Here is a 12027-nt window from a genome sequence, read left to right as displayed (position 1 = left end):
CGGCCTAGGCCCGATCGGCGTAGGCCGCGAACAAGGCCAGTGTGCGCTCACTGACGTGATGCTCGATCCCTTCGGCATCTCGTTCCGCCGTCTCGGCATCCAGGCCGAGGCGGATCAGGAACCGCAGCACAATGGCATGGCGGCGGCGGCATTCCAATGCCAGTCGTCGTCCTTCTTCTGTCAGAAAGACGGACCTGTATCGCTCGCGGGTGATCAGCCCCTCACGGGCCAGGCGATCCAGGGCCTTGGTGACCGTCGGGGCGCGCACCCCCAATCGTGCGGCGATATCCACCGGCCGGGCTTCACCCTGTTCATGGATCAGCTCTGCGATCAGTTCGACGTAGTCTTCGGCCAACTCGTTGCGCCGAGCAGCACGGACGCCATGGAAGGCCTCTGCCCGATTGTCCGGGTGCACAGTATCGCTGGCGGTTGCGGTGGCATGATTGTCTGCGGTCATCTTGCAAGTGTCGCACTTATCGATTGACGGGTAAAGCCAACGGGTAGATTGTTAGCCACAGCTAACTTTTCCTTTCAATGAAGGTTGCGCCGATGTCCCCCGGAGCCTGGCGCCACGAGCGCGACACCCCCTCCCTGTCGGAAGTGTTCCGCACGATCGCCGTTGGCGGCGGCACGACGCGTTTCCGGCGCTTTCTATCCTTTATAGGTCCGGGCTATCTGGTTGCTGTTGGATACATGGACCCTGGGAACTGGGCGACGTCCTTGGCCGGCGGTGCCGCGTTTGGCTATACTCTCCTGTTCGTCGCCCTCTTATCCAACATCATGGCGATCCTGCTGCAATCGCTGTGTGCGCGCCTTGCCGTCGCGTCCGGGCGGGACCTGGCGCAGGCTTGTCGCGATGCCTATCCCCGGTGGGTGTCCATACCGCTCTGGATCTTTGCCGAACTGGCCATCATCGCAACCGACCTGGCTGAGGTGATCGGGACCGCCATCGGCCTCAACCTGCTGTTCGGCATCCCTTTGGAAATTGGCATCTTCATCACGGCAGCCGATGTCTTTCTAATCCTGTGGCTTCAGAACAAAGGCTTTCGTTGGGTTGAGGCTTTCATCATCGCTTTGCTGGGGACGATTACCGCTTGCTTTGCGGTTCTGATCGCGCAGGCCGATCCCGAATGGAGTGCGGTGATCGCAGGCTTTGCGCCAAGCCGGGAAATCATCGGCAATCCCGACATGTTGTATCTGGCGCTCGGCATCATCGGGGCGACCGTCATGCCGCACAACCTCTACCTGCATTCTGGCATCGTACAGACCCGAGCCTACGGGTTGGACCTGCCGTCGAAGCGGGAAGCCCTTCGTCTGGCAACCTGGGATTCCACGATTGCCCTGATGTTTGCCTTAACGATCAACGCATCGATCCTGATCCTAGCGGCCGCGGCCTTTCATACTGTGGGAGAGACGAATGTCGCCGAAATCGACAAGGCGCACTTGCTTCTTGAACCCTTGCTGGGGTCGCAAATCGCCCCGATCCTGTTTGGATTGGCACTTCTCTGTTCAGGTCTGAACTCGACCGTCACCGCAACCATGGCGGGTCAGATCGTCATGGAAGGCTTTGTGAGACTCAGGCTGCAACCTTGGTTGCGCCGTCTGATCACAAGGGGGTTCGCGATCCTGCCCGCGACAGTGGTGATCCTGATTTATGGAAGCGAAGGAACGGGTCAGCTGCTCATTCTCAGTCAGGTTGTCCTGTCATTCCAGCTGCCCTTCGCGATCGTGCCCCTGGTGATGTTTACGGCCAGTCGGGCCAAGATGGGTCCGATGGTCTCGCCCCGATGGCTCACCGCCCTGTGCGTGTTGATCGCCATCACCATCATCGTACTGAACGTGAATCTGCTGATCACAGTACTGGCCTGATCATGGTGTCACCAATGCGTGACGCAAAGCTTTCCAGCTTGAAGCTCATGTGGCTAGAGGCTTTAGGCCGCATGACGAAATAACGGATGCAGGTGTCATGCGATTGAACAAGCTTCAAAAGGGCCTTTGGGCATTGGTTGCCGTAGCGCTGATGGCCGTTGGCGCTGCGGTCGTTTTCATCGACCGGTCATCACCCTCCGTCGAGCAGGCAGAGTTTCGTCCGATCTTCGCGCTTCCTGATGCCGATGGGCGGTTGCGCAGCCAAGCCGATTTTCCGGGCAAGCATCTGCTGGTCTTTTTCGGTTTCACGAACTGTCCCGACATCTGTCCGACAACCTTGGCCGAGGTCGCTCAGGTTATGGACGATCTGGGCGAACTGTCCAACGACGTGCAGCCGCTCTTTATTTCGATCGACCCCGAGCGCGACAGAGAGCTAGGCCTCGACGAGTATACAGAGGCATTTCACCCTTCCATTCTCGGCCTGGCCGGGGATGCGGCACAAACCCGTGCTGCGGCGGACAGCTTTCGCATCTATTACGAGCGTGAAGACAACGCGGACGCGCCTGATGGATATGCCATTTCCCACAGCCCTGCCCTTTACCTGATCAGTCCTGAAGGTGACTGGCTTGGCCAGTTTACCTATGGCACGCCCGCCTCCGAAATCCTCGCTGAACTCAAAGCCAGATTGTGAAGTCATGAAACGCATCTTTGCCACCCTCGCTCTGATCGCCGCTGCGGGCCCTGCTTTGGCCTGCGAAACCGTGACAACCGGTTCGTTGGAGGTCTCTCAGGCCTGGTCCCGTGCCTCCATTGGTACAGCGCGGCCCGGCGTGGTCTATCTGACCATCCGCAATTCCGGCACTTCAGATGACGCACTGATGTCCATCACCACACCTGCAGCAGATATGCCCATGCTGCACCAGACGGTCATGACCGACGGGATCGCCTCGATGCCCCATGCGATGGAGGTTCCGGTCCCCGCAGGGGGCCAGGTCGCACTGGAACCAGGGGGCTATCACGCCATGCTGATGGATTTGACCCAAGTTCTGGAAGAGGGCGAGACCTTCCCAGTGACACTGACGTTTCGCGATGCCGGTGAGGTGACCATTCCCGTCACCGTCCAGAATATCGGCGCAAGCGCGCCGACCTGCAAATCACCCGACGAATGAGGTCAGCAACCCTGCTGCGCGGAGTTGCCATGGCTGGGGCTGCGGTGGTGTTCATGCTGTCTGTTGGCTGGTGGCAAACGCGTGATCGGGCACAGGACACTGCGGGCGTTCTGCCCCTCTCGATCGATCGCATGTCATTCAAGCTGATGGATCAGGATGGAAAGACGGTCGAGCCGCAGGATTGGCTGGGTCGCCCGACAATGGTGTTCTTCGGTTTCACCTGGTGTCCGGATATTTGCCCCACCACGCTCAGTGACATCTCCGGCTGGCTTGAGGCCCTCGGGCCCCAAGCGGACCAGATGAATACGGTTCTGATTTCAGTAGATCCGGAACGCGACACTCCGGAAATCCTAGGCGATTACCTGTCGAATTTCGATCCCCGCATAACGGGGCTGACGGGCCCCCTGCCCCAGATCAAGGCTGCTGCGGAAGGATTTCGGGCCACATACAGAAAAGTGTCCGCAGAGGAGGGCGATTACACGATGGATCACACTGCAGGCGTGTTTTTGTTTGATGCCGATGGTTGTTTTGCCAATATCATCGACTATCATGAAGACCCTCGTTACGCGGTCCCGAAAATAACTCGTATCATTAATTAGAAAAACGCAGAATCCGATTGTGTCAGCGTAAGGCATTCCGCGAATGGGGCATCTCCTTTTACTACAGCTAGTGAGTGCGTGGGAATGATGGAGGGTCCGGTAATGGGAACGATGATGCTGGCATGCGGGCTGTTCATGCTGCTCGTGGTGGTGGTACTCACGCTGGCCATTATGGCGCTGGTGAAACATCTTCTGAGGCGGGATGAAAAGGCTTAGCCTGACCCAGACTTACGCAGGGGCCTTTGCACTGGCTGCATGAGCAACGCAGCCAGAAGTGAGGGTTTAGCCTTTATTGGCGATCGTTTGACGGCCGGTGACGCTACCTTCGAACAGGAGATCTACGCTAGCACCTGTGCGCCATGCCGCAGCGCGGGCCTCAAGCGCCAGCCCGACTGGAAGCACAGGCTAGAAAACAGTCGCAGGTCAGCTCCGCCATACGACAAAACCGGCCCATGTGGCACCCTGCCAACAGTCAGCTGTTCCGATATCCTCGTCCTTGAAGACCAGTAGGCGTCAGTTCTTAGCCTTCGTCACTTTGCCATTTCCGGGGAGTTGCTCATCGGTCTGGAGGAGATCAGTGCCGGCGTGACCCTCCTTGATGAGGTGACCCACCACAAAGCCGCCGTGGCAGAGCAGAAGACTACAACGGCCGGTACTCTTCGGCAGTACTCCAGCGAGTTGGTCGCTGTCCTGAGCCAATTCCAATTACCCATTGGCAGTGCGGGCTCAGCAAATTTCGGAAGAAGGCTGTCGAGCCCCTATGCGAACAGACGATCTGCTATGCCTCAATGCCCCATATCGGCGGCCTGACACTGCCAGACACATCCTGTTCATCATGCCTTTGTGATGAAGCATTGCACTTGGGCGTGATGGCGGGACGCAAGATTGCTGCCTGAAACTTGTTATCCGTCACAATACGCCCCCGTGGCGACGTGTCTCTTGATACATAGAATGCGTCATGCTTTGCGTACGATGAAGTTGCGCGCTTCACATATGATGGACTTGTAACATTCATCTCGAGGATCGCCATGCCACAAGTGTCCACCCCACAGTCCGCTCTTTCTGCCAGCCCGGCCGACAGTGCTGCAATTCAAAATGCGCTTGATACCGTGCGCGAGACACTGGGGATGGAAGTCGCCTATCTCTCCGAATTCGTACAGGAACGTGCGGTATTTCGAGCGGTCAGTGCCCCTGGCCTCGAGGCGATGATCCGCCCGAGCCAGAGCATGGATCTGAGGGAAGTCTACTGCAAACACATCCTGGATGGCGGTCTGCCCAGCTTGATCACCGATACCAGTCAGCACGCAATAGCGACTGATTTGCCGATCACGCAGATGATCCCGATCGGCAGCCATCTGTCCGTGCCGGTCAGGCGGGCCGATGGCAGCGTCTTTGGAATGTTCTGTTTTCTCAGCCGCCATGCAAGGCCCGATCTTGGGCAGGAAGATCTGACCATGGTGCTGGCACAGTCTGTGGGTGTCGGGACACGGCTGTTCGGAGCACCGGATCGTGCCACTGACAGGGAAAGTTAACCGATAATTCCAGTTCCATACGGTTTAGTGCTCAGGGGGCATAGCAAGCCGCCATGCCAGGCCTGATCCGGGACGGGGTGACCTGACCAAAGTAGGGAAGGGTCCTTTGAGGTGGGAACGCGGCAGTTTGGTCATCAGATCACTCCGCCCGCAGCGGTAAGACCCGGCGGGCGAGGCACCAAATCAGATCTTCGCATCCGAAGCATCGGTAGGTGTCGCGTTGTCCTTAACCCCGGCACACAACGCATTGGGCGGCGTTTGTTACCATTAAATATGATATTCAGGCGCCAGCTCGCGGAAGTCTTCTCCTGTTCCGCACGATAATACGGTAAACCGCAGCGAGCAGCGTCTAATCCCACGCATCGCCACAGTCTTCGTCATCACCTTCCATCGCTGCCAACCGTCCAACTCCGCGCACCTTGTGTCAGCTTTAATGGCAGGAATGTCGAATTTAACGGCAAGATACCGCCTTTGATGGCAAAGCCGCTCCATTGAGTTTATTGAGTTTCGTATACCGTATTTAAGAGCTACGCGACACAAGGGCACACCTTCGAGTCTCTGTACGGACGGAGATCTGCCTGCGTAGCGGAGCGGGAGCCTGAGAGGCGACGCACATCTCTGCCAACGTCAAATCGCCGCGCGCCACATCCGATACCGCCCCTGTCCGGTCATCTCCCGGATCAGACCCTGTTCCTCCATCCAGGCGAGGTTGCGCTGAACGGCCGCGCGACTGGCGCCGGTCAGGGCCTCAGCCATCGGGGCGGAGATGAGCGGCCATTCGGTCAGCACGGCGCGCAAGGCCGGTGGCGTGCGGCCCGACAGCGGGATCATTGCAATCTGCGCCCTCTCGGCCCAAACCTCGATATCATCCAGATGGCGCATCGCGGTCAGGCATGCCGTTTCCATTCCGTCGAGCCACCGCGCCAGACGCTCAGCGGGCGGGCCACCAGCACGCAACCCCCCTGCCCCGCCCATGGCCAGAGGCGCGAAGACCGCACCCTTACCGTCGCTGGCCGCGATCCGTGCGGCTGTGACCACCTTTTCAATCTGATCACCTTGCTGCCCAAGCCCAGCAAAGCTCCAGAGGTGAAAGCCCATGCAAGCGCGGGTGATGGGATGCAGAGCCACGGCTTGCGCCATCAGGTCAAGCCAACCGCCTGCGCGATCCGCGAAGGGCTCCGCATCAGGCCCCATGTTCTCCGGGTCGCGGCGGTCGAGAAAGGCGGACAGGTCCCCTTCCGGACCGGGCCCGCCTGTCAGCCGGCGCACTGCCCACCCGATACCCGCGAGCGCACCGGTATCGTCCTGCACGCCAGACAGGCGCAGCGAGATCCACAGTGCGAGCCGGTCTGCCCCGATGCGGTCACCGGCAAACCAGCTCAGATCACCTGCCTCAAGCAGCGCCAGCCTGTGCCGCCAGCCCTTCGGGCCACGCCGCAGCCGATCGTCCAGTGCCCCGAGCCTGCCCGCAACTCGGGCAAGACGAGCTGCACTGCCCGCCTCTGACGTCCGCCAGTCATCGATGATCCTGAAATCACGGGGTTCAGCCCGTGGCCCGGGCGGCAGGTCGTCAGGCGCGTCGTCGATCGGACCGGGCAGAAACCACAGGTCGTCCTCCGATGTCTCATCGACCTCTTCGGTACCCGGAAGAGCGTCGATAAAATAGCCAGGTAGAATAGGTCCTTGGGTCTTCATAGGTGCAGAATACATATCTTTTGCATCTTACCTAAGGGTTTAATTTTGAGGTGTCAGCGGCCGATGTGGAGCATGTCCGCGCAATGTCCTCGGTTAGCTCTCTGGATGTGCTCGCAGGGTCAAAACCCCGGGCTTTTTGCGGAGCAGCGTCACAGAATGGGGCGTTGCATCTGTTTACAAACGGTCGTTTACTTACGTCTACATGTTATGAAAGGTAGCCCTATATGCCGCTGATTGGCTATGCCCGCGTCTCTACGGATGATCAGACACTGCTGCCGCAGGCCCAAGCTCTGAAAGCCGCAGGTTGCTCAGTCATCCGCGAGGAGCACGGCTCCGGAGGCAATCGCGCCCGCCCCGTCCTGACAAGCGTCCTGGACGGTATCCGCAAGGGAGACACGCTGGTCGTCGTTCGGATCGACCGACTGGCCCGATCCCTCTCGCATCTGCTGGAGATCATCGAGCAACTCGAAGCACGGGGTGCGTTCTTTCGGTCCATCGAGGATCCGATCGATACGGCATCGCCCCAGGGGAAGTTCACGCTTCAGGTGCTTGGGGCGGCGGCCGAGTTCGAGCGGGCCCTGATCCGTGAGCGCACAAAAGCGGGACTAGCCAGCGCACGTCTCGAAGGCCGCATTGGCGGAAATCCCGGGCTGCGTTCCCGAAACCCGGAGGCGCTTCGCAAGGTACGCCTGGCGCGGCATGACGGCTACATGGAGCGCGTTGCCAAGACTGCAGCGGATTGGGTTCCCCATGTACGCAGGCTGCGCCCACACATGGCCTGGGAGGATATCCTGCGGATCACAAACGCCGCCCTGCCCGAGAACCGACAATGGACGCAGCCTCGGCTCTTGAGGGCTGTGCGGGCTTATGTTCGGGACGGCTTTCTTCCCGAAGAGGTGCTCGGGCGTGCTGCCCGGCGCGTTGGCGACGACCGTCTGCCGGCGATCGTGGCTGCGATAAAGGGGGCTGATCCCCAGATCACCCTGCAGGCCATCTGCGATCGCCTAGAGAAGATGCGTGAGCGCACCCCCCGCGGGCGGACAACGTGGCAGCCCTCATCGGTCAAGATGCTGCTGGCACAGGCTGAGAAGTTTGGGATGCGTTCTCCATCAGCACCACACTGATCTACGGCTCTTTGTCCGTCTAAGTCTTGCCCGACGACAAATCGCTTGCGCGAATCCGACTTGATTGGCAATAGTCACGGAAAAGGGCGATCAAACGCCAAAATCCGTGACCGAGTTTGGGGCAGTGACGATAGTGACTAGGGCTAACACACAGGAAAACCTGAATGCTGTAATTCGGGGCCACTCGGAACTTCTCGCATCTCAGCTTCACTCGCAGCGGGAAAGTTTGTTCCCACCCGATGCATCCAAAACAATGCGTAAATTTACGTCAGGTGAAGCCGCGGCTTTGCTCGGCGTGAATGACTCATATTTACGCAAGCTTCATCTAGACGGCAAGGGACCTTCCCCAGAGGTTACATCGGGTAATAGACGACAGTACTCTGCCGACGATATTCAGTGCTTGAGAGTTTTGCTGGAGAAAACTGCGCGGAAGCCTGGCGACTATCTACCTGGCCGCCGTTCGGGCGACCATTTGCAGATCATCGGGGTTATGAACTTCAAAGGTGGCTCTGGAAAGACCACATCTGCTGCTCACCTTGCCCAACGACTGGCGCTCAAAGGTTATCGTGTTCTGGCAATTGACCTTGACCCTCAAGCATCGTTGACAGCTCTCCACGGTGTTCAGCCTGAGTTTGATCTACCTAACGGCGGCACTCTCTATGATGCCATTCGGTATGATGCGCCCGTTCCAATAACAGAAGTAATCAGGCCGACATACATCCCGAATTTGGATCTTATACCTGGCAACTTGGAGCTGATGGAGTTCGAGCATGAAACTCCACGAGCACTTTCGCGCGGTAGTGCAGGATTGTTTTTCTTTCGCGTGAAGGAGGCATTGGCCAAAGTTGATGACAGGTACGACGTTGTCGTAATCGACTGTCCGCCCCAGTTAGGCTTCCTCACGATGTCTGCATTGTCAGCCGCAACGGGTGTCTTAGTCACAATCCACCCGGAAATGCTTGACGTGATGTCCATGAGCCAATTCCTTCGCATGACTGCAGACTTAATGGATGTCATTGCAGACAGTGGTGCGGATATGTCCCATGACTGGATGCGGTATCTTTTAACCCGCTATGAGCCAACAGATTCTCCGCAAAACCGCATAGTCGCTTTTCTGCGCACGATGTACTCGGACAAAGTTCTCAATGCCCCAATGCTTAAATCCACTGCAATTTCTGATGCCGGATTGACAAAGCAAACACTTTATGAAGTCGAGAGGAGCGCATTTACGAGGTCCACTTACGACAGAGCAATCGAAAGTCTGAATGCAGTCAATGATGAGATCTCGCAGCTAATTCAGAAAACGTGGGGGCGGTAATGGCAAATAGCAAGAAACGGCGCATGTCGATGCTGGACAATCTCTCAGGAGCAGGTACCGCACCGCCCGCTGGAACCATGATGTCGAGTAATCGAGCGCTTAGATCGGCGCGTGATGCGGTTGATGCTCACAACGTATGGGATCTTGATCCGGCGCAAATTGATGATGATCGTTTCGCAGATAGATTAGACCCCAATGACGTTCAGGATCTTCGAACCTCTATCGAGCAAAACGGTCAGACTGTCCCGATTCTTGTGCGTCGACATCCAAGTGAAGCGGACAGATACCTTCTGGTTTATGGCCGCCGCCGCCTTGAGGCCATCAAAGGCTCAGAGCGAACCGGAAGGATTAGGGCGCTCATTGCAAATCTCGATGACACGGCAGCGCTGAAGGCCCAGGTTTCTGAGAATACCGGACGGCGTGACCTTAGCTATATTGAGCGAGCCTTGTTTGCCCATGAGCTACTTAACAGTCAGTTTGGCAATCAAACACAAATTGCCGAAGTACTGAATGTGACCCGTTCGGCAGTTTCGATGGCCATTGCTTTGGCAAAAGCAATTGATCCTGCTCTCGCCCGCGCCATAGGACCGGCTCATGGTGTTGGCAGACCCCGTTGGGAAGCGCTAGCGAAAGATATGTCGGCGGCAGGCTCCGACCAGGGCTTGCTGTGCTCCATCGCTGAAAGTGCGCGCAGCCAAGGGGCTTTTGAAGCTGGTGAAATGAACGACGAGGTTCCCGCCTTGGATGCCTCTGTTGTAGCGTTTGAAGCAGTTTCAAAACATGTCAAACGGCAGATCAGCCAAAAACGTGAACGGCCACATGTTAACAAAGCAGTGGCGTTGACCATTGACGGCAAGCCTGCCGGATCCGCGAAAAGGACGGATGGTGCCATCCGCCTGGACTTAACGAACGTTGACGACGGCTTCGCTCTTTGGCTCGCGGATCAAGCTCAGAATATTGTTTCTGAACTTCATGATCGGTGGAAGCAAGATGCGTGAGAATAAGTGCGGCGCCTCTAGCGGCGCATCAAAACGCAAAATGCGGATCAATGAGGGCGAGTTCACAGCTGTGAACATTAGTTCGACTGAAACTAATGACCCCATTCAGCGACCACCTACGTCACGCTCCACACGTTATCGGGCTCTTGCATGTGGAAACTGGGCTGCGATTGCCCTGCCTGAGCGGCGTGGATTTCGTGTCTTGGAACAGCTTAGCAGCGCTGATCTGCTTCTGTTCAATATGTTACAGGAGTACCCATCATGGATTAAGTCGTGATCAACCTTAACGAAAAACCCCCCGCGCGGGGGTCCGCACGAGGGGGCTTGGGAAAAACTCAGGATTGGCGTCCTGAATTAGCAGCTAGTTTTCACCTGCTATAGTTATCCTCCCACTCCCAAAAATCAAGAGCAAACAGCGCATCTGTGCGAACGGATACGGCTTGCCTGCGGACACCGCGCTTCTTGATCGAGGAGCAGCAGATGAGTATCAACAAGGCCGCAGAACGCGGCAGTTTTTTCAAACGCATCAACCGCGTCATTGATGGCGCGCGTGCCGATGGCAGTGCGGCCGATCGCAAGCCTATCCATGGCAATTCGCGCCGTAAGGGATCATGCGAGGCGTCATTCTGGCGCGGGACGTCACGCCAGGACGTGCAGAAGGTCCTGATGGCGGCCCGATACTATGACCGTGCAAAGAAGGAACGCGGCAAACGGAACGGCCCCCTCGGCGGGATCGCTTTGGAGGTTTTAGCGCTGTTCGCGAATTTGGTGAACTTCAAGTCGGGCCGACTGGACCCGTCCCTGGACTACATCACCGAAAAACTTTGCCGGTCGCGAGACGCGGTTGTGCGGGCACTAAAGGCACTGCGCGATCATGGCTTTCTGGACTGGCTGCGCCGCTTTGAGCCTGTCCTGAACGAGGGCCGGGGACCGCAGGTCCGGCAGGTCAGCAATGCTTATCGCTTGTCCGCCCCTAAACGCGCCCTTGCGCTTCTCGGGCGGTGGGCTGGTCGGCCGGCAGCGCCGGATGACGACCAGGCAGCGCGCGAGGACCGCGTCGCAGTGGAAGCAGAGCATGTCGAGACCCTCGACCTGGCTGGACTGGCAGCATTCAAGATCGAGGACTCAGCTCTTGCGAAGGCTCTCGCACTGATGGGCAGGGCCATAGATTTACGCGAGTCCGCCAAGCGGACTGAATCCCAATCTATCTCTTTCTCTTATGCTCAAACCCAATGATGATGCCGCACATTGGGACCCTAACGCACGCATACGTCAGTTCCAGCCAGAATATATCAAGCCGGTGAGCGGACGCAGCACCCTTAGATAAAACCGCAGTTCTGGCGGAGCGGTTGTAGTGGCTGTGAATAACAGCACAATGCGGCAGCGAGCCAATACAGGACCGTTTCGCGCCGTGATGCGTTTCTACAGAAGCTTTCTTGCGGCCTTTAGCTTGTGCTGCACCATCTCAGGGCCGGTATCTGCAAACAGCATTTCAGGCCAAGCAAGCGTAATGGACAGTGACACCATCAAGATCAGGGGCGAACGCATCAAACTTGTTTCGGTTGACGCACTTGCTTCCCGGCAGACCTGTCTTGATGCTGGAGGCTGCGCCTGGCGCTGTAGTCTACAGGCGGCTTTGGCGCTGTCAGACATATCGCGTCCAGCCCGATAGTCTGTCTTTCGCAAGGCAGGGACCTGTACTGTGTAAGCGCGACGCGGCCCC

The 12027-nt window shown here is 57.7% G+C and carries 11 protein-coding genes; 9 read left to right on the top strand and 2 right to left on the bottom strand.

Annotated elements, in window-relative coordinates:
- Positions 1-4 precede the first annotated feature (4 nt).
- On the bottom strand, positions 5-457 hold the full coding sequence (gene mntR, locus TW83_RS00970; protein WP_042252241.1) for a manganese-binding transcriptional regulator MntR: 453 nt from the start codon (positions 455-457) through the stop codon (positions 5-7).
- 92 nt (positions 458-549) lie between these two features.
- Between mntR and TW83_RS00965 the strand changes: the two genes are divergently transcribed.
- The 5 genes from TW83_RS00965 to TW83_RS00945 all read left to right on the top strand — a co-directional run bounded on the left by TW83_RS00965 (position 550) and on the right by TW83_RS00945 (position 5169).
- A complete protein-coding gene (locus TW83_RS00965) occupies positions 550-1869 on the top strand; it encodes an Nramp family divalent metal transporter (RefSeq protein ID WP_204245702.1) in 1320 nt (439 codons plus the stop codon).
- A gap of 97 nt (positions 1870-1966) precedes the next feature.
- Complete coding sequence (locus TW83_RS00960; protein WP_045980902.1) at positions 1967-2560, top strand: SCO family protein; 594 nt, start codon at positions 1967-1969, stop codon at positions 2558-2560.
- A gap of 4 nt (positions 2561-2564) precedes the next feature.
- Positions 2565-3038 carry a copper chaperone PCu(A)C gene (locus TW83_RS00955; protein ID WP_045980901.1) on the top strand — a complete coding sequence of 158 codons (474 nt, stop codon included), beginning with the start codon at positions 2565-2567 and terminating at the stop codon, positions 3036-3038.
- Between the two features lie 29 nt (positions 3039-3067).
- Positions 3068-3637, top strand: coding sequence for an SCO family protein (locus TW83_RS00950; protein ID WP_239441257.1), 570 nt, complete (start codon positions 3068-3070; stop codon positions 3635-3637).
- A 1028-nt stretch (positions 3638-4665) separates the two neighbouring features.
- Complete coding sequence (locus tag TW83_RS00945) at positions 4666-5169, top strand: GAF domain-containing protein (RefSeq protein WP_139085938.1); 504 nt, start codon at positions 4666-4668, stop codon at positions 5167-5169.
- Positions 5170-5796: 627 nt separating this feature from the next.
- Here TW83_RS00945 and TW83_RS00940 read toward each other — a convergent pair.
- Positions 5797-6864 carry a hypothetical protein gene (locus TW83_RS00940; RefSeq protein WP_045980899.1) on the bottom strand — a complete coding sequence of 356 codons (1068 nt, stop codon included), beginning with the start codon at positions 6862-6864 and terminating at the stop codon, positions 5797-5799.
- 224 nt (positions 6865-7088) lie between these two features.
- On the opposite strand from TW83_RS00940, the gene TW83_RS00935 reads away from it, so the two are divergent.
- The 4 genes from TW83_RS00935 (at position 7089) to TW83_RS00925 (ending at position 11540) form a co-directional block, all read left to right on the top strand.
- A complete protein-coding gene (locus tag TW83_RS00935; protein WP_045980898.1) occupies positions 7089-7988 on the top strand; it encodes a recombinase family protein in 900 nt (299 codons plus the stop codon).
- 133 nt (positions 7989-8121) lie between these two features.
- Positions 8122-9306, top strand: a complete 1185-nt coding sequence (gene repA, locus TW83_RS00930) for a plasmid partitioning protein RepA (RefSeq protein ID WP_042252870.1) — start codon at positions 8122-8124, stop codon at positions 9304-9306.
- Positions 9306-10304, top strand: a complete 999-nt coding sequence (gene repB, locus TW83_RS19640; RefSeq protein WP_084697179.1) for a plasmid partitioning protein RepB — start codon at positions 9306-9308, stop codon at positions 10302-10304. Before repA ends, repB begins: the two co-directional genes overlap by 1 nt.
- Positions 10305-10784: 480 nt before the next feature.
- The gene (locus TW83_RS00925) at positions 10785-11540 is read left to right on the top strand and encodes a hypothetical protein (protein ID WP_045980916.1); all 756 of its coding nucleotides are present in this window, start codon (positions 10785-10787) and stop codon (positions 11538-11540) included.
- Positions 11541-12027: the final 487 nt, after the last annotated feature.

The organism is Paracoccus sp. S4493 (assembly GCF_000967735.1).
GTDB classification, from domain to species: Bacteria; Pseudomonadota; Alphaproteobacteria; order Rhodobacterales; family Rhodobacteraceae; genus Paracoccus; species Paracoccus marcusii.
The sequence above is the reverse complement of the archived record's forward strand: the minus strand, read 5'-3'. Positions and strand labels throughout refer to the sequence as shown.

What these genes read in the sequence shown, in the direction of transcription:
- mntR (WP_042252241.1), bottom strand. Translation starts at nt 457, where the DNA reads ATGACCGCAGACAATCATGCCACCGCAACCGCCAGCGATACTGTGCAC.
- TW83_RS00965 (WP_204245702.1), top strand. Translation starts at nt 550, where the DNA reads ATGTCCCCCGGAGCCTGGCGCCACGAGCGCGACACCCCCTCCCTGTCG.
- TW83_RS00960 (WP_045980902.1), top strand. Translation starts at nt 1,967, where the DNA reads ATGCGATTGAACAAGCTTCAAAAGGGCCTTTGGGCATTGGTTGCCGTA.
- TW83_RS00955 (WP_045980901.1), top strand. Translation starts at nt 2,565, where the DNA reads ATGAAACGCATCTTTGCCACCCTCGCTCTGATCGCCGCTGCGGGCCCT.
- TW83_RS00950 (WP_239441257.1), top strand. Translation starts at nt 3,068, where the DNA reads ATGGCTGGGGCTGCGGTGGTGTTCATGCTGTCTGTTGGCTGGTGGCAA.
- TW83_RS00945 (WP_139085938.1), top strand. Translation starts at nt 4,666, where the DNA reads ATGCCACAAGTGTCCACCCCACAGTCCGCTCTTTCTGCCAGCCCGGCC.
- TW83_RS00940 (WP_045980899.1), bottom strand. Translation starts at nt 6,864, where the DNA reads ATGAAGACCCAAGGACCTATTCTACCTGGCTATTTTATCGACGCTCTT.
- TW83_RS00935 (WP_045980898.1), top strand. Translation starts at nt 7,089, where the DNA reads ATGCCGCTGATTGGCTATGCCCGCGTCTCTACGGATGATCAGACACTG.
- repB (WP_084697179.1), top strand. Translation starts at nt 9,306, where the DNA reads ATGGCAAATAGCAAGAAACGGCGCATGTCGATGCTGGACAATCTCTCA.
- TW83_RS00925 (WP_045980916.1), top strand. Translation starts at nt 10,785, where the DNA reads ATGAGTATCAACAAGGCCGCAGAACGCGGCAGTTTTTTCAAACGCATC.